General features: G+C 71.8%; 22 protein-coding genes and 1 riboswitch. Of the genes, 12 read left to right on the forward strand and 10 right to left on the reverse strand.

Annotated elements, in window-relative coordinates:
* The coding region (locus tag G5C51_RS27255) for a VOC family protein (RefSeq protein ID WP_165240879.1) at nucleotides 1-306 on the forward strand (306 nt) is incomplete at its 5' end.
* A gap of 24 nt (nucleotides 307-330) precedes the next feature.
* On the opposite strand, the gene G5C51_RS27260 is transcribed toward G5C51_RS27255, so the two are convergent.
* The 3 genes from G5C51_RS27260 to G5C51_RS27270 are packed head-to-tail and all read right to left on the reverse strand — an operon-like array spanning nucleotide 331 to nucleotide 1543.
* Entirely contained in the window at nucleotides 331-762 is a 432-nt protein-coding gene (locus tag G5C51_RS27260; RefSeq protein ID WP_165240880.1) for a YybH family protein, read from the reverse strand.
* Nucleotides 759-1202 carry an SRPBCC domain-containing protein gene (locus G5C51_RS27265; RefSeq protein WP_165240881.1) on the reverse strand — a complete coding sequence of 148 codons (444 nt, stop codon included), beginning with the start codon at nucleotides 1200-1202 and terminating at the stop codon, nucleotides 759-761. The genes G5C51_RS27260 and G5C51_RS27265 overlap by 4 nt, the downstream gene beginning before the upstream one ends.
* A complete protein-coding gene (locus G5C51_RS27270; RefSeq protein ID WP_165240882.1) occupies nucleotides 1199-1543 on the reverse strand; it encodes an ArsR/SmtB family transcription factor in 345 nt (114 codons plus the stop codon). Before G5C51_RS27270 ends, G5C51_RS27265 begins: the two co-directional genes overlap by 4 nt.
* A 527-nt stretch (nucleotides 1544-2070) precedes the next feature.
* On the opposite strand from G5C51_RS27270, the gene G5C51_RS27275 reads away from it, so the two are divergent.
* Nucleotides 2071-3099, forward strand: a complete 1029-nt coding sequence (locus G5C51_RS27275) for a fatty acid desaturase family protein (protein ID WP_165240899.1) — start codon at nucleotides 2071-2073, stop codon at nucleotides 3097-3099.
* On the opposite strand, the gene G5C51_RS27280 is transcribed toward G5C51_RS27275, so the two are convergent.
* From G5C51_RS27280 to G5C51_RS27290, 3 genes are read right to left on the reverse strand one after another with little or no spacing between them, the layout of a single operon-like run.
* Nucleotides 3059-3811: a GAF and ANTAR domain-containing protein gene (locus tag G5C51_RS27280; RefSeq protein WP_165240883.1), complete on the reverse strand. Its 753-nt coding sequence runs from the start codon at nucleotides 3809-3811 to the stop codon at nucleotides 3059-3061. The two genes, G5C51_RS27275 and G5C51_RS27280, sit on opposite strands and share 41 nt — an antisense overlap.
* A gap of 4 nt (nucleotides 3812-3815) precedes the next feature.
* Nucleotides 3816-4529 carry an ANTAR domain-containing protein gene (locus G5C51_RS27285; protein WP_165240884.1) on the reverse strand — a complete coding sequence of 238 codons (714 nt, stop codon included), beginning with the start codon at nucleotides 4527-4529 and terminating at the stop codon, nucleotides 3816-3818.
* A gap of 30 nt (nucleotides 4530-4559) precedes the next feature.
* Entirely contained in the window at nucleotides 4560-4925 is a 366-nt protein-coding gene (locus G5C51_RS27290; RefSeq protein WP_165240885.1) for an STAS domain-containing protein, read from the reverse strand.
* Nucleotides 4926-5349: 424 nt separating this feature from the next.
* Here G5C51_RS27290 and G5C51_RS27295 point away from each other — a divergent pair, with 424 nt between their 5' ends.
* Nucleotides 5350-5994 (forward strand): L,D-transpeptidase family protein, encoded by a 645-nt coding sequence (locus G5C51_RS27295; protein WP_420824859.1) that lies wholly within the window; start codon nucleotides 5350-5352, stop codon nucleotides 5992-5994.
* 14 nt (nucleotides 5995-6008) lie between these two features.
* On the opposite strand, the gene G5C51_RS27300 is transcribed toward G5C51_RS27295, so the two are convergent.
* Nucleotides 6009-6788, reverse strand: a complete 780-nt coding sequence (locus G5C51_RS27300) for an SDR family NAD(P)-dependent oxidoreductase (protein WP_165240887.1) — start codon at nucleotides 6786-6788, stop codon at nucleotides 6009-6011.
* Nucleotides 6789-6849: 61 nt separating this feature from the next.
* Between G5C51_RS27300 and G5C51_RS27305 the strand changes: the two genes are divergently transcribed.
* The 3 genes from G5C51_RS27305 (at nucleotide 6850) to G5C51_RS27315 (ending at nucleotide 9099) form a co-directional block, all read left to right on the forward strand.
* Nucleotides 6850-7392 (forward strand): GNAT family N-acetyltransferase, encoded by a 543-nt coding sequence (locus G5C51_RS27305; RefSeq protein ID WP_165240888.1) that lies wholly within the window; start codon nucleotides 6850-6852, stop codon nucleotides 7390-7392.
* Nucleotides 7393-7540: 148 nt separating this feature from the next.
* A complete protein-coding gene (locus G5C51_RS27310) occupies nucleotides 7541-8143 on the forward strand; it encodes a superoxide dismutase (protein WP_165240889.1) in 603 nt (200 codons plus the stop codon).
* Nucleotides 8144-8190: 47 nt separating this feature from the next.
* On the forward strand, nucleotides 8191-9099 hold the full coding sequence (locus tag G5C51_RS27315) for a LysR substrate-binding domain-containing protein (RefSeq protein ID WP_165240890.1): 909 nt from the start codon (nucleotides 8191-8193) through the stop codon (nucleotides 9097-9099).
* Here the strand turns inward: G5C51_RS27315 and G5C51_RS27320 are convergent.
* Nucleotides 9075-10091 (reverse strand): GNAT family N-acetyltransferase, encoded by a 1017-nt coding sequence (locus G5C51_RS27320; protein ID WP_165240891.1) that lies wholly within the window; start codon nucleotides 10089-10091, stop codon nucleotides 9075-9077. The two genes, G5C51_RS27315 and G5C51_RS27320, sit on opposite strands and share 25 nt — an antisense overlap.
* A gap of 206 nt (nucleotides 10092-10297) precedes the next feature.
* Here G5C51_RS27320 and G5C51_RS27325 point away from each other — a divergent pair, with 206 nt between their 5' ends.
* Nucleotides 10298-10771, forward strand: coding sequence for a hypothetical protein (locus G5C51_RS27325; protein ID WP_165240892.1), 474 nt, complete (start codon nucleotides 10298-10300; stop codon nucleotides 10769-10771).
* Here G5C51_RS27325 and G5C51_RS27330 read toward each other — a convergent pair.
* Nucleotides 10722-11759, reverse strand: coding sequence for a YhgE/Pip domain-containing protein (locus G5C51_RS27330; RefSeq protein WP_165240893.1), 1038 nt, complete (start codon nucleotides 11757-11759; stop codon nucleotides 10722-10724). The two genes, G5C51_RS27325 and G5C51_RS27330, sit on opposite strands and share 50 nt — an antisense overlap.
* 110 nt (nucleotides 11760-11869) lie before the next feature.
* On the opposite strand from G5C51_RS27330, the gene G5C51_RS27335 reads away from it, so the two are divergent.
* Nucleotides 11870-12391, forward strand: a complete 522-nt coding sequence (locus tag G5C51_RS27335) for a ferritin-like domain-containing protein (RefSeq protein ID WP_165240894.1) — start codon at nucleotides 11870-11872, stop codon at nucleotides 12389-12391.
* Here the strand turns inward: G5C51_RS27335 and G5C51_RS44125 are convergent, their stop codons facing one another.
* Nucleotides 12392-14623, reverse strand: a complete 2232-nt coding sequence (locus G5C51_RS44125; protein ID WP_165240895.1) for a lysylphosphatidylglycerol synthase domain-containing protein — start codon at nucleotides 14621-14623, stop codon at nucleotides 12392-12394.
* A gap of 170 nt (nucleotides 14624-14793) precedes the next feature.
* Here G5C51_RS44125 and G5C51_RS27345 point away from each other — a divergent pair, with 170 nt between their 5' ends.
* The 4 genes from G5C51_RS27345 (at nucleotide 14794) to G5C51_RS27360 (ending at nucleotide 19310) form a co-directional block, all read left to right on the forward strand.
* The gene (locus G5C51_RS27345) at nucleotides 14794-15927 is read left to right on the forward strand and encodes a PP2C family protein-serine/threonine phosphatase (protein ID WP_338118312.1); all 1134 of its coding nucleotides are present in this window, start codon (nucleotides 14794-14796) and stop codon (nucleotides 15925-15927) included.
* Between the two features lie 279 nt (nucleotides 15928-16206).
* A riboswitch (cyclic di-AMP (ydaO/yuaA leader) is annotated at nucleotides 16207-16348 on the forward strand.
* Nucleotides 16349-16359: 11 nt separating this feature from the next.
* Nucleotides 16360-17463: a M23 family metallopeptidase gene (locus G5C51_RS27350; RefSeq protein ID WP_338118313.1), complete on the forward strand. Its 1104-nt coding sequence runs from the start codon at nucleotides 16360-16362 to the stop codon at nucleotides 17461-17463.
* Nucleotides 17464-17793: 330 nt separating this feature from the next.
* Nucleotides 17794-18363, forward strand: coding sequence for a sigma-70 family RNA polymerase sigma factor (locus G5C51_RS27355; protein WP_165240897.1), 570 nt, complete (start codon nucleotides 17794-17796; stop codon nucleotides 18361-18363).
* Nucleotides 18360-19310, forward strand: coding sequence for a CU044_5270 family protein (locus G5C51_RS27360; RefSeq protein WP_165240898.1), 951 nt, complete (start codon nucleotides 18360-18362; stop codon nucleotides 19308-19310). The genes G5C51_RS27355 and G5C51_RS27360 overlap by 4 nt, the downstream gene beginning before the upstream one ends.
* Nucleotides 19311-19664 lie beyond the last annotated feature (354 nt).

The following is a 19664-nucleotide window of genomic DNA, read 5'->3' on the forward strand; positions in this document are numbered from 1 at the left end:
GGGTTGGTGTTGTGGGGGCGGGACAAGCTGGCGGCGGACAGCGGGGTCGAGGATGTCGCGCCCGACGTCGGGTTCGGCGGCTTCACGCTGGCCCACAACGTCCGCTCCGACCGGGAGGTCGACGTCCTGCTCGAGCGCGCCGAGCGGGCGGGCGGCCGGATCACCAGGGCCGCTCGCAAGACGGAACTGGGCTTCTACACCGGCGTCTTCACCGACCCCGATGGCCACGCCTGGGAGATCGCCCACAACCCGGGCTTCCCGCTGGCGGCGGACGGCTCCCTCACCATCCCCGACTTCGGCGTCTAGCGCGTCCGGCCACCGAAGGAAGGCTCAGAGCTCACCGCGCAGCACGGCGCGGCCGGTGTCACCGTCGAAGGGCACCGACGCATGCTCGTGAACGATCGTCCAGGCACCGTCCCGCCGGCGGAGGCAGCTCGTCGCGCGCACCCACATGCCGACCTCGGTGCCGTCCCGCATCGTGCCGCTGATCCGCACCAGGAAGTGGCAGAACGCGAGATCCGCGCCCGTCGTGATCTCCAGGTCGCGGATCTCATGCCCGACCCCGGTGCGATACGACGCGAGCCACCGCTCCAGCCGCTCCGCCGGGTCCTCGCCGCGGCGGACGAACGGGCCGACCGCGTCGTACAGGACCAGGTCGTCGGCGTAGGCGGCGGCCGCCGTGGCGGCGTCGCGGTCGCCGAGCGCCCGGGTGCGGGTCTCCAGCAGCTCGCGGATCTGCCGTTCGCTGTCCGGGGACGTCATCGCCCGGCCACCTGACGGCCGAGGGCGTCCAGCCAGTCGCCGGTGCCCTGTTCGCGCCACTCGGGCTGTTCCTGGTCGTCCAGGAAGGTGCCCTGTTCGATGAGCACCAGACGGGTCCCGTCGCCGTCGGCGGCGAATTGCACGGTCGTCAGCGACACGGTCGACAGGACCTCGTCGGCGAACAGCGCCGTGGTGTAGACGATGCGCTCGTCCGGGACGATGTCGTGGTACTCGCTCCTGGCGACGAGGTCGACCCCGTCGCCGCCGTGCACGGCCTCGCTGCCGCCGACCCGGAAGTCCAGTGCGTAGCGGTCGTCCTGGGCCGCGAACCACTTCGCCTTCGTGTCGCGGTCGGACCAGGCCGCGAAGACCGCGGCGGGCGGAGCGGCGTAGATCCGCTCCAGCGTGAACGTGCTGTGCTTCACCGAGTGTTCGCTCATGATCCCGACTCCTTCGTCCGGTCGTCGAGGACCGCGCCGAGGCGGTCCAAGGAGTGCTCCCATGCCGTGCGCTGGCGCTGCAGCCACGCCTCGGCGCTGCGGAGGCCTGCCGGGTCGATCCGGCAGGTGCGGACCCGCCCGTTCTTCTCCGACCGCACCAGCTCGCTGTCCTGCAGCACCTGGAGGTGCTGGACCGTCGCGGCCACGGTCACCCCGAGGTGGGCCGCCAGCTCGCTGACGGTGGCCGGGCCGCGGGTCAGGCGCTCGATCACCGCCCGCCGGTTCGCGTCCGCGAGCGCGTGGAACAGCCGGTCCGCCGCCTCCGCCTTACGCTTAAGCATGTACTTAACTTTAATCGCCGGAGCGGGATAGTCAAGTGGTAGCTTAAGTATCCAGCAGGGGCCGTCGGCGCCGGAGTCACAGAAGCGGACCGTACGGCCCTGGTTCTCCCCGGGTATCCGGCCTACTGTGGGCTGTGTTGCCCCAGCCCCCGGCAGCTCTGCTGCCGAGGAGGCGGTCGCGGGAGGCATGCCGCCTCACCTCGCGACTCGGGCCCCGCGCCACCCCGTCGGCAGGCGCGCCACCAGCCACACCACGCGTCTTCCGTACATGCGGGTCGGCTGCCGTATTCCGTGACCCGGTTCAGCCGACGCCGATGCGGCTACCGGTGTAGTTGTCCCGCTCCCACCCGGCCGCTGGGGGGCCAGGCCACCGGCACGGCGGTGCCGGTGGTGATGAGGCCGGGAACCGGCCCGGCCGGTGTCCTGCAGGGGGACGCCGGCCGGGCATCCGGGGGGAAGTCCGAAGGCCGAAACCCGAAGTCAGAAGGAAAGGGTGCCAGCGTATGAGCACGCGCCCGGCGAGGCGTATGCCGTCGTCCGCGTCCGCGCCGGCGTCGTCGCAGACGACCGGCAGCGATTACGCCCGACTGTCCCAACTCATCACCGACGCCGGGCTGATGGCGCGCCGCCCCGGCTACTACACGTTCCGCATCACGGCCGTGGCCGTCCTGTACGCCGCCGGCTGGGCGGTCTTCGCCGTCGTCGGCGAATCCTGGTGGACCCTCGGCGTCGCCGTGTTCCTCGCCCTGGCCTTCGGCCAAGTGGCGCTGGTCGCCCACGACGTCGCCCACCGCCAGGTGTTCCGGCGGCGCCGGCCCACCGAGATCGCCGGCCGGATCGCGGGGGCGGGCATCGGCATGGGCTACGAGTGGTGGCAGGACAAGCACACCCGCCACCACGCCAACCCCAACCACGAGGAGCGCGACCCCGACGTCGCCCCCGACCTCCTCGTCTGGACCGCGGGGCAGGCCCGCGCCGCCACTGGCCTGCCCCGCCTGCTCGGCCGCGCGCAGGCGGTGCTGTTCTTCCCGCTGCTGCTGCTCGAGGGCCTCAATCTGCATGTCTCAGGGGTACGGGCGCTGCGCAGCCCCGTGGTCAAGCGCCGGGTGCTGGAGGGTGTGCTGATGTTCGGGCACATCGCCGCGTACCTGGCCGTGCTGCTCCTGGTGCTGCCGCCGGGGATGGCGCTCGCCTTCCTGGCCGTCCACCAGGCCCTGTTCGGGCTCTACCTGGGCGCGATCTTCGCCCCCAACCACAAGGGCATGCCGACCTTCAGCGGCGACGACCGCCCGGATTTCCTGCGCCGGCAGGTGCTCACGTCCCGTAACGTCCGCGGCGGCCGGCTCACCGACCTCGCGCTGGGCGGGCTCAACCACCAGATCGAGCACCATCTGTTCCCCAGCATGCCCAGCCCAGCCCTGCCCAGGGCCCGCCCGATCGTCCGCCGCTACTGCCGGGAGATGGGCGTGGACTACGCGGAGACCGGGCTGTTCGCCTCGTACAAGCAGGCGCTCATCAGCCTGCACCGGGCCGGTGCCCCGCTTCGCCGACGATGAGCGCGGCGTCGGCGGTGCCGTCGATGACCTGCTGGGCCAGCTCCACCAGCCGCAGCTGATGCGACCTGGCGTACTTGCGCAGGAGGTCGAAGGCGTCGTCGAGCGGGAGCTGCCAGCGTTCGGCCAGGATGCCCTTGACCTGCTCGATGACGATACGGCTGGTCAGCGCGGTCTGCAGCTGGCCCTTCTCGGTGTGGCTCTGCTCCAGTGTGCGCTGCTGCAAAATCGCGATGGTGGCGACGTCGGCGAGGGCCTGACCGAGCGTGATGTCCTCGTCGCCGAGGGTGCTCTGCTTGGTGTGGAAGAGGTTCAGCGCGCCGATCACGCGGTTGCGCAGCCGCAGCGGGAGGGCGTGCGTGGTGGTGAAGCCGGTGGCGAGCGCGCGCGGCGCGAACACCGGCCATTGGGCCGCGGTCGCCGGGTCGGCGAGGTCGATGCCGGTGCGCGCCGCGCCGCTGCGGTAGCACTCCACGCACGGACCCTGGTCGTGCTGGAGCGCGAACAGCTCCAGCAGCCGGGTGTGCTCGTCGGAGGCCGCGATGATCTGCAGGTCGTCGTGCGAGTCGGCCAGCAGGATGCCGGCCGCGGTCACATCGAGGAGCTCCACGCAGCGGGCTGAGAGCCGCTGCAGGAAGTCGATGATGTCGAAGTCGTCGATGAGGGAGTCCGCCACTTCGACGAAGGTCTCCGCCAGTCGCTGCTCGCGGGTCATGTCGTCATCCCCTTTTTCCGGCGGGCGGAAGCAGCCCGGTGTCATCGTCGTGGAATCGAAGTCGTCTGGCCACCACGTCTTCCGCGATCTCGCTCACGGTGCGGTTGTGGCTGTAAGCGTGCGCCCGCAGCCGCAGCAGGGCCTCCGCCAGTGGCACCTCGAGCTGGGCGCTGACCATGCCGGTCGCTTGATGCACCACTGCCCGGTGGAGTACCCGCGGCGGCTCGGGTGCATCCCGGCGACTGCCGGACATGCCGCCGTCCAGCACCATCCCGGTCAGGGTGGAGGCCAGCACGAGCGCGTCGTCCGCCTCGTCCGGCGACAGGGCGCGGGCCGGATGCCGCAGGACGGTGAGCACGCCGAGCCGGATGGCCCCGATGCCGAGCGGGAAGCAGCAGACCGTGCTCACCGTGTGACCGTCCAGCGCCGGCAGCAGCGCCGGCCAGCGCTCCGCGCTCACCCGCAGCAGGTCGTGGACCATCACCACCGAGCCGGACCTGACCGCGTCGGGACCCGGGCCCTCGCCCAGGGTGAACTGCAGGTCCTCGAAGTAGGTGCTGGCGGCGCCCGAGGACCAGACGAGTTCCGTGTGGTTGTGTTCCAGCACCAGCGAGACGGCGACGCCGTCGGCGTCCAGCGCCTCCGCGCAGATGGCGGCCAGATCCTCGGTGCCGCGGCCCAGCTTGCGCAGGGCCTCCGCCATCCGGTCACTGACCACGGTCCGTGCCTGCGCTTTCCTCGACGAGCGTCACTCGTATGTCCGGGAGCTCTGGTTGTGCAGCGCGTCGTGCACGCTCGCGTAGCGGGGGAATTCCCCGGTCAGGCCGGCCGCCCGGAGCAGCAGGGCAATGCCGGCGTGAGTGTAAACCACCCGGAGCCATCCACCGCGCGCTTCATGGCGGTTACGGGCGGCGCACAGCTCGTGCAGCGGGCTCGCGTCCATGAACGACACCCGGCTGAGATCGACGATCAGACGCCATCGGTAGCCGGCCGCCTCGCGTCCCGCGGCGCGCAGGTCCAACCCGAACGCGGGGGTGGTCAGCAGATCGAGCTGACCCGCGGCTTCGACGATCCGGCACTCCTGATGCAGCGGAGCGGAAGTATCAGCGTCCATTCGAGCCCCATCCCCTTGTGCGGCGGTGCCGCAGTGCTCAGCCAGGCGGCCGGGGTCTTGGGCTCTGATGACATGCAGCCTAGCCCCGAACAGGGGGTGAGGACACGCCGGGAAATGGAACGAAGGAAAAGCGTCAAATCTGGCATACAACTGCTCCGATAGGACCCCGAGAGGAGCATTGATGCCCGGAGCATCCACCGCCGCCGTGTCCGTCCTCGCCGGCCTGCTGCTGGCGACGGGGGCCGTGGCCGGCCCGGCGCACGCCGAGCAGCAGCCGCCGCCGCCCGGTCCGCGCGACCGCCTGACCGTCGAGGCGCTGAACCGTCTCGTCGAGTACGCGGACACCCCGGACCAGGGCACGATCGCCCCGGACATCCCCCGTGGCCGCGCCCGGCTGGAGAGCTATCAGCGCGACCCCGAGCCGCTGCCGGTGCTGCCGGACATCGAGGAGGAGCCGCCGGGGGAGAAGGGCAAGCACGCGCCGTTCTGCACCCGCAAGTCCGGCCCGTATCAGAAGCAGGTCGAGCGCTATCTGAAGCTGCCGGTGGACGGCAGGCAGTCCAAGGCGGACTGCGAGGCGATCCAGGCCTTCCAGAAGGAGAAGAACATCTGGCCGGACGCCGGTTACGCCGGCCCGGTCACCCACGGCGAGCTCTTCCTGCCTACGGTCCGCAAGAACCCGAACAAGGACGGCCGGTGCCGGACCGACGTCGGCCGCGTCGTCTGCGTCGACATGACCCGGCAGCTGCTGTGGGTGCAGAACGGCCGCAAGGTGCTCTTCACGCCGGTCCCGGTCCGCACCGGCCGGCCCGGCTACGAGACCAGGACCGGGCTGCACCGCATCTACTGGCGGCACAAGGACCACTGGTCGGGGCTGTACGACGCTCCGATGCCGTACAGCCAGTTCTTCGACCGCGGCCAGGCGCTGCACGGCACCTACTCCAGCGTCTACAAGCCGCCCGGCTCACACGGCTGCGTGAACCTCCGCTACCCGGAGTCCAAGGCGCTGTGGAAGCTGCTGAAGAAGGGCGACGACGTGCACGTCTACGGGCGGCGCCCGGTGCGCTGACCTCCCCCGGGAGTTCAGTGCACCGAGAAGCCGCCGTCCACGAAGAGCGCGTGCCCGGTCACATACGCCGAGGCCGGGCTCGCGAGAAAGACGGCCGCGCCGGCGAAGTCGTCGGCGAGGCCGTTGCGGCCGACGAGGGTGCGGGCGGCGAGGGCGGCGACCTTTTCCGGGTCGGAGGACAGCCGCTGGTTCAGCGGGGTCATGACGAAGCCCGGGACGAGGGTGTTCGCGGTGACGCCGTGCGGTGACCAGGCCTCCGCCTGGGAGCGGGCGAGGGATTCGAGGGCACCCTTGGAGACCCCGTACGCGCCGGACTGCACGAAGGCGCGGTGGGCCTGCTGCGAGGTGATGTGGATGATCCGCCCGTAGCCGCGCTCGGCCATGCCGGGGCCGAAGCGCTGCCCGAGGAGGAAGGGGGCGTCCAGGTTCACCGCCATCGTGGTGTCCCAGACGTCGTCGCCGAGCTCGCCCATCGGGGGCCGGAGGTTGACGCCGGCGGAGTTGACCAGGATGTCCGGCTCGCCGAACGGCTCCACCGCCGCCTCCGCCGCGGCCCGTACGCCCTCGCGGGTGCTCAGATCGCCGCTCACCCAGGCCGCCTTGCAGCCGTCCGCGGTCAGCTCGTCCACGGTCGCGGCGAGCTCGGCCTCCTTGCGGGCCACGATCACCACGGCCGCGCCGGCCCGGGCCAGCGCACCGGCGATGCCCCGGCCGATCCCGGAGCTGCCGCCGGTCACGACCGCCACCCGGCCGTCCAGCGAGAAGAGCTCCGAGAGGTAGTTCTGCGTCGTCATACGGGGCACCCTAGCCCGCCGCTATCCTGCGGTTCCCGGCCAGGTCAGGAGGCACAGCACCATGAGTGAAAGCCCCGCATCGCCCTTCCCCGAACGGATGCGGCTCACCGGCGAGGGGCTCGTGCTCCGCGACTGGACGGAGGACGACCTGGCGGCGATGCCGGAGCTCTTCGACGACCCGGACATCGCGTACTGGACGCCGATCGTCTCCCCCTTCGACGCGGCCGCCGCGCAGATCCGCCTCGACCGGGCCCGGCAGCTGCGCGCCGAGGGGACGTCCATCCTGCTCGCCATCACCACCGACGGCGGCGCCCCGCTCGGCGAGGCGATGCTGCGGCGGGCGCCGGAGGGCACGGAGATCGGTTACGCCGTCGGCCCGGCCCACCGCGGCCAGGGGCTGGCGGCGCGGACGGTGCGGGTGCTCGCGGAGTACGCCTTCACCCAACTCGGCGCGGAAGAGGTGATCTTGGAGCTGGAGGCGGAGAACGCGGCCAGCGTCGCGGTCGCCGTCAAGGCCGGCTTCCGGCTGCTCGACGTGCCGCTGATCGAGGGCGAGGAGAAGGGGCGGGCGTTCCGGCTGCAGACGTGGGGGCTGCGGCGCTGAAGTGGGCGCGATGCCGGGCGGGTTGGCACTGGGTTGCGATCACGAGAGTGGCCCGGAGCCCTGGACGTGCCCGGCACCGCTGTCCTCGATACTGATGCACGAAGATAGTTGTTGCAAGTCTATCGCAATAAGGGTCTAGGGTGGGGCCATGGCCAACTACACGCTCCCGGACCTGCCGTACGACTACGCCGCGCTGGAGCCCGCCATCACCGGCGAGATCCTCGAGCTGCATCACGCCAAGCACCACGCCGCCTACGTCAAGGGCGCCAACGACACCCTCGAGCAGATCGCCGAGGCCCGCGACAAGGAGCAGTTCGGCGGCCTGGTGGGGCTGGAGAAGACGTACGCCTTCAACCTCTCCGGCCACGTCCTGCACTCGATCTTCTGGCAGAACCTCTCCCCGGACGGCGGCGACCGCCCGGACGGCGCCCTCCGCGACGCCATCGACGAACACCTCGGCGGCTTCGAGGCGTTCAAGAAGCAGCTCTCCGCCGCCACCGCCTCGGTGCAGGGCTCGGGCTGGGGCGTGCTCGGCTGGGAGCCGCTGGGCAAGCGGCTGGTCGTCGAGCAGGTCTACGACCACCACGGCAACGTCGGCCAGAACGTGACCCCGCTGCTGGTCTTCGACGCCTGGGAGCACGCGTACTACCTGCAGTACCGCAACGTCCGCCCGGACTACGTGCAGAAGCTGTGGGACCTGGTGAACTGGGAGGACGTGGCCAATCGCTACGCGGTGGCCGTGTCGTCCTGAGCCGGGCACCGGCTACGGTGACCACGACGGCGACCAGGGGGGCGGGCGTGGAGCTGCGGGACATCGAGATATTCCTGACGCTGGCGGAGGAGCTGCACTTCGGGCGCACCGCGGAGCGGCTCCGCGTCAGCCAGGCGCGGGTCAGCCAGTCCATCGCCAAGCAGGAACGCCGGATCGGCGCCGCGCTCTTCGAGCGCAGCAGCCGGAAGGTGGAGATCACCGAGATCGGGCGGGAGCTGTACGGCGAGCTGAAGGAGGCGTACGAGCGGATCAACGGCGCCGTCGAGGCGGCCGCCGCCGCGGCCCGGGGCACGACGGGCATCCTGACGCTCGGCGTCATCGGGGCGCAGGCACACGACTTCGCCGACGTCATCGGCGCCTTCCGGTCCCGTCATCCAGCGGCGGAACTCAAGTTTCAGGAAGTGCACTTCAGCGATCCGTTCGGGCCGTTGCGGCGCGGCGAAGTCGATCTGTCCGTCACCTGGCTGCCGGTCCGCGAGCCCGATCTGACGGTGGGGCCCGAGCTGATCTCCGAGCAACTGCTGCTGCTCGTCGGCGCAGGGCATCCGCTCGCCGCCAAGGAACAGGTCATGGTGGAGGACCTGGGGGACTACGTGGTGACGCAGTCGGCGCATCCACAGCCGCCGTACTGGGAGGAGGCCGTCAACCCGTTCCGTACCCCCGGCGGGCGGCCCATCAGGCGCGGCCCGAAGGTCGCGACCTTCCAGGAGGTCACGGCGTGTGTCGCGGCGGGCGAGGCTGTCACGCTGGTCCATCGCGACGCGGAGCGCTACTACCAGCGGCCCGGGATCGTCTACCGCCACGTGCCCGACGCCCCCATCGGCACCTGGGCGCTGGTCTGGCGCACCGCCGGCGAGACGCCGCTGCTACGGGCCTTCGCGGCGGTGGCGCGTGAGGTGCGGCCGCAGCCTCAGGGGCGCGTCAGCGCCAGCTGATAGACGTAGCTGCGGCGATACGGGCGGAAGCCCAGCTGCTCGTTGACCGCGAGCATGTGGTCGTTGGCGCCCGCGTTGTCCGTCTCGATCTCCGCCACCCCCGGGTGCTCGTCGTGCACCCGGCGCAGCATCTCCGCCTTCACCCACACCCCCAGGCCGTGGCCGCGGTGCGCGGGCACCACCGCGGTGTCGTACTGCTGCGCCCGGCGGGCGCCGTCGCCCGGGACGGCCAGCTCCGTGTAGCCGGCGACCTCCTCGGTGGCGCCGTGCACCGCCGCCACCGTCAGCAGCCGGTCGCCGCGGGCGGTGACGGCGTCAGCCATGGCGCGCAGGCTTTCGGCGGTCCAGGCGATACGGGGGGCCGGGGCGGAACTCTCGCCCGCCGGCATGTCGTTCATCGCGTCCTTGGCCGCCGCGAAGGACTTCGCCAGGGTCTCCGGCACCGGGCCGTCCCAGCCGGTGAGGTGGTAGCCGGGGCGGGGGCTGGTCACCAGCTCGTCGAGCCAGGCGCGGTGCACGTCGCTGAGCGGCAGCAGCAGATGGTGCAGCACCAGCTCTCTGGAGAGGCCGCGGCGCAGGCAGAAGACATCGCCGGGGGACTGCTCCGGCACCGTGACGACCAGGCTGTCGCGTCCCGCGGCCGCCACCGCGCCCGCGACCTCGTCCAGCAGCGCGGTTCCGATGCCCTGCCGCCGGTGCTCGGGGTGCACGTGCAGCTCGGCGTCCGCCGAATTCTCCCGGCCCTGCTGGTCGTTCAGCCGCGCCGAGGCGACGGCGGTCACTTCGCCGTCGGGCGTCGCGGCCAGCCACGTCAGCATCCGGGACCCGGCGCCGGGCTCGGCCAGCCGCGCCAGCAGCCGCTGCCGGGAGGGCAGCGGCTCGTCCGGCAGGTCGGCGGCGAGCGAGGCCCGTACCACCGCGCACCAGGCAGCGGCGCGCGCCGGGACATCGCGTACGGGCGTGATCGACACCGGGGTGCTGGCGGAACTCATGGCTTCCACGATCGGCGCGGCCAGGGCCGTCGGCAATGCCCAATCCGGCAACGAACCATTAGCCCCCGGTTATCGATCATCCCGGCCCCCGGGCGCGGCCATTAGCCAGCGGTTATGGCCCGTTGCCGAATCCGTCGTTGTTCGCGGGGGGCCGTAAGGAAGACGCTCGAGGCACGCCTTGTCCCGCCGACGAGAGGCAGCCCGCAGTGACCGTCGTATCCAGCTCGTCCAGACCCTTCGAAGCCCTACCCGAGCGTGCCTACGCCACCTCCGGCATCACCGTCCGCCGGGTGCCCGACGTCGCCGCCGCCACCGTGCAGGCGGTGCTGGCCGCCCTGCAGCACCTCCGGCCGGTCGCCGTGATCGCGGCGGACGCCCAAGTGGAGTCGCTGGCCTGCGCGCTGTGGAACGCCGACGTCGCGCTCAGCGCCGTCCCGGTGCTGTCCGCCACCCCCGCGCCCGGCAAGAGCACCCGCTACGACCACGTGGTGCTGGTCGAGCCGGCCGCCATCGCCGAGTCGGGACCGCGCGGGCTGCACTGCCTGCAGGCGGTGGCGACCTGCGCCGTGTACCGGCTCGACGTGCTGCACGCGCGGCCGCTGCCGTCCGGGGCGATGTGCCCGGACGGGATCAGGCTGCGGACCGCCGGTCCGTACGCAGCGCCGACAGGACCAGCGTGATCAGCGCCCCGGCGATCGCCCAAGCGGCCAGGACCAGCAGCGGCCCCGTCATCGCCCGGCCGCCGAAATAGGCGATCGAGCGCGCCGCCCACGTCCCCGCGCCGGGGATCAGCGCCGGTCCGATGTCCCGCCAGAACGGCGGCAGCAGCGGATACGGATACGCGCCGCCCGCGCTCGGGTTGCCGGCGATCACGATCACCAGCACGGTCAGCCCGATGCCGATCACCCCGAAGGCGCCCTGGAAGGCGAAGGTCGTGGCGCCGGCCGCGAAGACCACCAGGGCGCCGAGCCCCCACAGGCCGACGACGCTGCCGGGCAGCGCGCCGAGCACCGGCCCGATCACCCAGGCGCCGAGCAGCCCGAGCGCGAGCGAGAACAGCGCCAGCGCCACCAGCCGGATCACCGCCCGCCGCATGTTCGCAGGCCGCGACCCGAAGCTCAGCGCCAGGATCGCCGCGCACAGATACCCGCCCACGCACCAGCCGACGACCAGGTAGAACGCCGAAAGCCCCCGGGCGTCGCCCTTCTCGACGGGCGTGACGTCCACGACCTTCAGCTGCCGCTTCTCGGCCTTCTGCACCTCGCCGATGACGTCTTCCAGGGCATCGGCCAGCGACGCGCCGCCGCCGCTCGCGACCAGCAGCTCGTCCGTCTTGCCGCCCATGGGGTTGACCACCAGCGCCCCGTCGAGTGTGCGGTCCTTCAGCTTCCGCTCGGCCTCGTTCACGGAGCCGACCGGGCGCGGGGACAGCGGATGGCCCGGCAGCTTCGCCAGCTTTCCGACCAGCTCGCCCCTGGCCTCCTTCGGCGCCACGACGCCGAAGGCGACATCCCTCGGCTTGGGGTTGTGGAAGGCGCCCGCGTACGAGGTGATGAACAGCACGCCGAGCGCCAGCACCCCGAGCACCAGCAGCGCGGACCGCGGCCGCACCGCGTCCTTGACCTCGTCGAGGAAGGTGGGCTGCCGGGGCGGGCCTGAGTCGCTCATACCCCCAGCCTCAGCGGGGCGGCGGCCCGCCGCCGTGTCATGTGCGCCAGTCGGGTGGATGTGCGCGGCGTTGTACGGGACCGGGGCCCGGGATCAGGTGGAGTGACGTCATGGCTGACTTCCTCACCGACGTGCAGACGCTCCGCGACAAGGCCCGCGACGACATCATGAAGGGCCCGGTGACCGCCTCGTACGGCACCGACGTGGACAAGGTCATCGAGCTGCTGAACACCGCCCTGGCCACCGAGCTGGTGTGCGTGCTGCGCTACCGGCAGCACCACTTCGCCGCCAAGGGCCTGGACGCGGAGCCGGTGGCCGAGGAGTTCCTGGTGCACTCGGGGGAGGAGCAGGAGCACGCCGACAAGCTGTGCGCCCGCATCACCCAGCTCGGCGGCACCCCGGAGATGGACCCGGCGAAGGTGGCCGGGCGGGCGCACTCGGAGTACGTGACCGCCGAGGACCTCACCGAGATGATCCGGGAGAACCTGGTCGCGGAGCGGATCGCCATCGAGTCGTACACCGAGATGATCAACTGGGTCGGGACCGCCGACCCGACCACGCGCCGGGTGCTGGAGGAGATCCTCGCCAAGGAGGAGGAGCACGCGGACGACCTGCTCAGCTTCCTGGAGTAGTCAGAGCGCGTCTCTGCGCTGCAGCCACGTGGTCGCCACCCACCCCGGCAGGATCGGCAGCCAGAACGTCAGCAGCCGGAAGAGCATCACCGCCGAGAACGCCGTCGCCCCGCTCACCCCGGTCGCCGCCGCGAGCCCGCCGGACAGCACCGCCTCAACGGCCCCCAGTCCGCCGGGCGTCGGCACCACCGAGCCCGCCGACTTCCCGATCAGATAGACCACCGCCACGGTCGCGAACGGCACCGCCTTGTCGTCCTCGAAGGCGCGCAGCGACGCCCACAGCGCCAGGCTCCCGGCCAGCGGCAGCAGGAACGCCCCGCCGACCCCGACGGCCAGCCGCCCCGGCTTGCGCAGCAGCTCCAGCATCGCCGGCACCACCCCGGCGAACCACGGCCGCACCTTCTCCATCGCGAACCGCCGCAGCCGCGGCACCGCCGCCACGATCACCGCGAGCACCGCCACCACCAGCAGCACCGTGATGATCACCGACGACGGCGGCAGCCCGGTCCCGTGCGACGCCCCCGAGATCGACCCCAGCAGCATCAGCAGCAGCAGGAACGCCAGCAGCGCCACCACCTGCGACACCGCCATGCTCGTCACCGCGACCCCGGCAGGCACCCCGGCCCGCTGCAGGAACCGGGTATTGATCGCGATGCTGCCGACCGCCCCCGGCGTCACCAGGCTGATGAACGAGGCGGCGAACTGCGTCAGCAGCACCCGTACCGCCGGCAGCCGCTGCGCCACGAACCCGGCGATGCCCATCGCCGCGCCCAGATACGTCACGGCGGTCGCCGCGAGGGCCAGCAGCGCCCACGGCCACGCCATCCCGGTGAACAGCTGCGTCGGCGACCGGCCGGCGAACTGCCCGATCAGGAAGTACACCGCCACCGCACCGCCGAGCCCGGACAGGATCGTCCGCGGCCGCAGCCGCTCGATCACCACTGCCTTCGGCTCGGGCGCGGCCGGCACCAGCTCCTTGACCTGCTTGCCGACCTCGTCGAGCACGCCCTTGTGCTTCATCAGCTTGGTACGGGTCTCGTAGCTGAAGACCGCCGGCCGCAGCAGCGGCTGCAGCGCGGCCAGCCGCTCGTCCCCGATGACCGCGCGGGCGGCCGTCACCGAACGCTGCGGGTCGGTCAGCATGGCGAGGGTGAGCAGCAGCTCGGCGTCGTCCAGGAGCAGCTGCAGCTCGGCCGCCGCGACCGAGCCGGCCTCCAGGCGGGTCACCCAGACCTCGCCCCCGGACCCGACGAGGAACGCGTCCGCCGACAGCCGCCGGTGGCTGATGTGGTGCCGGTGCAGCGCGGCGACGGTCTCCCAGATCTCGTGCAGCAGGTCGTCGGTGAGCTCTTCCGCCGGCAGCTCGGTGAGCGGCCTGGCGTCCGGGTGCTCGTAACCGAGCAGCACCGCGTCCGGGCTCAGCTTGCGCACCACCAGCAGCCGCGGCGTGCGGATGCCGGAGTCGCGCACCGCCAGCGACAGCAGGGTCCGCTGCTCCACCGCGTCCTGCAGCGAGCCGAGAAAACCGTGGCTGCGCGCCGCCCGGCGGACCCGCAGCCACTGGTACAGCCGGTAGCCGAGCCCGGCGGTGGCCCGGTCCCGGTCGAGTACGACGACATCCAGCTCGCCGGGTCCGTAACCGGCCTCCGCCAGCGCGGCCACGATGTCCGCGTCTGTCGGCCGCAGCTCCACGCTGCCGCGCAGCCAGCGCACCCCGAACGCCACCGCGCGGCCCAGCGCGAACGACGCCACCACCCCGATCAGCGTCGCGTCGTGGCTGGCCAGCGCGGCCGCCCCGGTCAGCACGAGGCCGGCCCAGGCGGCGTTGCGCAGCCACAGCCGGTCGCCGAAGCCGACGAGGGTGATGAAGGCGACGACGGTGGCGATGTACAGGTGCAGCGCCGCGACCTCGCGGCCGCCCGAGGGCACCTCGGCGACCGCGGCGCGCAGCTGCTCGGGCCCCGGCCCCCGTACGAACAGATTGATCCCGAGCGCGGCGAGATACGTGACCAGCGCCGCCAGCACCCCGTCGGTGACCAGCCGCCCCTCGCGCCGCAGCAGCCGCTCGGTGGCGGCCGCGATCGGCGCGAGCGCCATCACCACCCCGGAGCCGAAGACGATCGGCCCGATCAGCAGCCCGGGCGCGGCCCGGACCAGCACGGCCCCGCCGAGCAGCACGACGATGAGCGCGAGGTCGAAGAAGAACCGGGCCCGGTCCACCGGCCGGCGCACGACACGGGGTGCCGGGGCGGGTGCTTCGGAGGGCGCAGGCGCAGTAGCCACACTCCACGCTCGCCCGGGGCGGGGTGCGCGGCCACCGGAGCGGGCCGGGAGACGGATGCCGGTGACCCGGCTGGCGGTCACCGCTCGCCGCATCCGCGCCCGCACGCAAGGCTGAGGGGGTGCGGAAGCGAGGCGGCGGTGGCGGGTTTCGCGCGGTCCGGCGCGGCCTCGGCCTCCGGCGGATCCTGCGGCTGCTGCCCCCGGTCCTCATCGTCCTCGGCGCCGTCTTCTACGAGGTCGCCCCGCCCGGCATGACCGCCTCGCCGTTCTTCACGGCCGCGCCGCTGATCGCCGCGCCGCTCTACCACCTGCGCGGCACCGTCGCGGTGGCGGTGGCCAGCCTCGGCACCGCCGTCGGCCTCGAGCTGGCGAACCGCACCGGGGACCAGCCCGACGCCGTCACCGACATGATCACCGTCCTGGTCATCGGCTTCATCGCCATCGTCGTCAACCGGCTCTCCGTCCGCGCCGACCGCCGCCTCGCCTCCGCCCGCTACGTCGCCGAGGCCGCCCAGCGCGCCGTCCTGCCCGACCCCGAGGAGCACATCGGCGGCCTGCGCATCGCCGCCCGCTACCTGGCCGCCGACGCCGACGCCAGCATCGGCGGTGACCTGTATGCCGTCCAGGAGACCCCGTTCGGCGTCCGCGCCATCGTCGGTGACGTGCGCGGCAAGGGGCTCGGGGCGGTGGAGGCGGTGGCCGTGGTGATCGGCGCGTTCCGGGAGGCGGCGGAGCAGGAGCCGGATCTGGCGGGGCTCGCCACGCGCCTGGACGCCGCGCTGCTGCGGGAGGGGGTGCGGCGGGAGGGCCTGGACCGGTTCGAGGGGTTCACGACGGCGGCGCTGGCGGAGTTCACGGAGGGGAATCGCGCGCTGCGGGTGGTGAACCGCGGCCACCCGGCGCCGGTCGTCCTCCGCGCCGACGGCTCCGTACGCAAGGTGGAGCCGGAGGAGGCGTCCCTGCCGCTCGGCGTCTCCGAACTCGGCAGCTGGCCGGACGAAACGGTCGAGCTGGACTTCCCGCCCGGCGCCACGCTCGTGCTCTTCACCGACGGCATCACCGAGGCGCGGGACGAGCGCGGGCGGTTCTACGATCCGTACCGGCGGCTGCGCGGCCGGGTCTTCCGCGGCCCGGAGGAACTGCTCGACCAACTCATCGAGGATGTGGCGCGGCACACAGGCGGACTCACCGCCGACGACATGGCGCTGCTCGCTCTCTCACGCTCCGTAGTGGATCAGCCCCCCTCCGCATAACAAGTAACGCACGATCGTTTAACGGCCGTTACCTACTGCCGGGTGGGGGCAGCGCCAACTTGTCCGCTTCTGCCACCGGAAATCCGTAACGTCATTGGCAGCGGGCTGAGTCAATCCCCTGAACGACTTGGAATCAGACCCCTCTCTCTACTAGCGTTCGATAACGCAGCGCGGTCGTCACTGCCGCCGCAAGAGGCGGCACCGTGCGCCGTCGCCGAATCCCGTAAGTGAAACAACTGCAGAAGCTGCGAACGCAAGAGCACCAACTGCACCACCAGCACCATGCATTTGCGGCACCGAGGGAACCGGGGAACCAACTTCCTTGGGGTGAATCGGACAGCCTCCCGCCAGAGGCCGCCCGTAGGAGACCTTCCTGCTCCGAACCCGTCAGCTAACCCGGTAGGCGAGAAGGAAGGAAAGGAGTACGCCCGCGTGGCGTCCTATAGGCGTGGCCCCGGACCCGAGGCTCAGTACGACCCTTACGAGCCGGGCCCGTACGGCTATGACGAGGGATACGACGATGGTCCCTACGAAGACTGGGACCCCGGTTACGACGACGGCTTCCGCCCGTCGTCGCGCCGTCGTCGTCCTGCCAAGCAGCGCGGCTCCATGGCGCGCAGCGGTGCGGTCCTCGGCGTCGGTGTCATAGCGGCAGTCGGCGCAGGTTCCTCCATATCCCAGGCGCAGTCGAAGCCGCCGGTCGCGATATCGATGCCGGACATGGGTCCGGTCTCCGACGTGGCGGGTGCGGTGGGCGACAGCCTCCCGGACGCCGAATCGCTCCCGGGCGTCGGCGACCTGATGCCGGAGAAGGACCAGGGTCCGGCCCCCGGCACCAAGACCACCAGCCCCTTCACCCAGGCCGGCCTCAGCAGCGAAGAGGTCGCCTCGGGCGAGGCCAGCTCCGGCGAGGCGCTGCGCGCCCGCATCATGGAGCAGGCCGAGGCGCAGCAGGCCCAGGCGGACGAGCAGGAGCGCGTCGCCATGGAGCAGGCGGCGGCGCAGAAGGCCGCCGACGAAGCCGAAGCGGCCAAGAAGAAGGAACTCGAGCAGAAGAAGCAGGCCGAGCTCGAGGCCAAGCGCAAGGCCGAGGAAGAAGCCCGCCGCAAGGCGGAGGAGGAGCGCCTGCGCAAGCTGGCGGCGTCCTACATCGTCCCGGTCTCCAACTACACCCTCACGTCCACCTTCGGCGAGACCAGCGAGCACTGGGCGACCACCCACACCGGCCAGGACTTCGCCGCTCCCACCGGCACCCCGGTCAAGGCCCTGCACACCGGCACCATCAAGGAAGCCGGCTGGGCGGGTTCGTACGGCTACCGCATCGTCCTCGAACTCGAGGACGGCACGGAGATCTGGTACTGCCACCTGTCCTCGATGATCAAGACAGGCGGCAAGGTCACGACCGGCGACACCATCGGCCGCGTAGGCGCGACCGGCAACGTCACCGGCCCCCACCTCCACCTGGAGGTCCGCCCCGGCGGCGGCGACCCGGTCGACCCGATGCCCTGGATGCGCAACAAGGGCGTCGGCATCTAAGCCGAGGAACGGCGCAACGCCGGGGCACCTTCCCCCGCTCGGCCCCGGCGGACGGCACGAAAAGCGGCAGGGACGGGGCTATGGGCTCCGTTCCTGCCGACATCCGGGACTTCCGCTCCCGCATACGTACGCAACACCCCCGTTCACCCCCGTCCCCCGTGGCGCTTCCTGGCGCCCCAAAAACCGCCGGCGGTCCTGGTGGCCTACCCCCCGACACCAGGGCCGTCGGCTTTTGCCTGCCCGTGTGCGCACCGTGCCGCGAACGCTCCCCGTCCCACACTGCAAGTAGGGGTGTGACCGCCGTAGGGGCGGTCGTTGGAGGGGAGTGGCATGGACGATGCGGACGAAGATCTGCTGACCCGCTCGGTAAGCGAGCCCGCGGCTTTCGAGCCCTTGGTCGACCGGCATTCCGCCGCCCTGCACGGCTATCTCGTACGAAGGGCGCCCGCGGCAGCGGACGACCTGCTGTCGGAGGTGTGGTTAAGGGCGTATGCGGGGCGCGGGGCTTATGCCGCGGGGCGCGGGGCCGCGAGGGCGTGGCTCTTCGGGATAGCGCGCAACGTACTGGCCGGGCACTGGCAACAGGCGGCCCGGGGCGCGCAGGGCCCTGCCGGGGCGACGTCGCCGGTCGGGGACCCATGGCAGGCGGTCGACGCCCGCCTGGACGCGGCGGCCGTCGGCCCGCTGCTGCGCCGCAGGATCGCCGATCTGCCGGCCGTGGAACGCGAATTGCTGCTGCTGGTGGCCTGGGAGCAGCTGACGCCGACGGAGGCGGCGGCGGTGGTGGGCATCCCGGCGGGCACGGCGCGGTCACGGCTGCACCGGGCGCGTAGGCGACTACGCGCGGATCTGTCGTCCTCGGCCGCCGCTCTCACTCCGCTGACGGGAGATGTCTCATGAATGCCAGGAATGATGTGCTCGATTTCCCGGGTGCCGAGGAACTGACTGCGGCGGGGGAGGTGGCGCCGCCGGAGGGGGAGGTCATCGAGGCCGCCCTGACGGCGGTGCGCCAGGCGGCTGTTGCGGAGGAGAAGCAGCCCCGGCAGCGGCGCTTCGGCCGCCGCCGGCTCGTAGCGACGGCGGCCGCGGTGGCGGCGGTAGCGGCGACGGCGGTGGCGATCCCGGTGATCAGCTTGGACGGCGGCGAACCGGCGGGCAGCGCGGCAGCCGCAGACTTCCTCAACTCCGTAGCGGACAAGGCAGCCGCCCAGCAGGCGGGCCCCGGCCCGTACTGGAAGTTCACCTCGAAGGAGCTGAACACCGACGGCACCTACCGGACGGAAACCCGCGTCATCAGCCCGACCGGCATCGGCGACAAGCCGGCACCGAACGGCAAGGAGCTGCTCTGGACCGTGGGCAAGAAGGAGCTCAACTGGGCCGCGCTGAAGCAGCTGCCCACCACCCCGGACGCACTGCGCCGCGAGCTGTCCGCAGGCAAGTCGGGCGACGCGGCGAACCGCCAGGTGATCGGCCAGGGCTCACACCTGATGGAGTTCTCCCCGATCGACCCCAAGGTCCGCGCCGCCCTCTACCGAGTCCTGGCCCGCACCCCGGGCCTGGACATGATCGGCAAGACCCACGACAGCGAGGGCCGCCCGGGAGTGGAGGTGGCCTGGAAACAACGCCCCTTTGAGGGCCCCGGCCCGCACAATGACATGCACTGGATCATCAACCAGCAGACGGGCCAACTCCTGGAGACCCGCCACATCGCCGCGCAGAACTACGACGGCTCGGACTGCAAGCCATCCAAGGGCGTAGACCCGGAGTGCTCGCCCTCGGCCCGCAAGGGAGACATCACGGGCAGCTCGACCTACCTCTTCAACGGCCCGGTGACCACACCGCGCTGACCCAACCAGTCCGTGCCGGACCCCGGGCCGCCGAGGAGGAATTGGTCCTACAGATTGCGGCGGGAGTCGCACCGGGGCCCGGCACGGCACGCCGACGCTATCGGCGTGCCGGCCCAAGCCGTCACGAGCAAACCACCCCCGCTGAAACGTGCCACCGCCCACTGCCTGCACCCTTGTGATCAGCCAGAGAGCCACCCGCCACCCGATCCGGCGACCGCGCCAAGAGTGTTGATCTCGCAGCGGCCTGGCTAACTGGATGGTGCGGGTACTCGCGTCCAGCGTCCTTGAGCAAGCCGCCCGGCTGGCTCCCTCGCCCCAGCACCACGCCGCGCCAGGAAAACCGCACCCGGCAAC

This window comes from Streptomyces coryli, assembly GCF_011044975.1.
In the GTDB taxonomy this organism is placed as follows: domain Bacteria; phylum Actinomycetota; class Actinomycetes; order Streptomycetales; family Streptomycetaceae; genus Streptomyces; species Streptomyces coryli.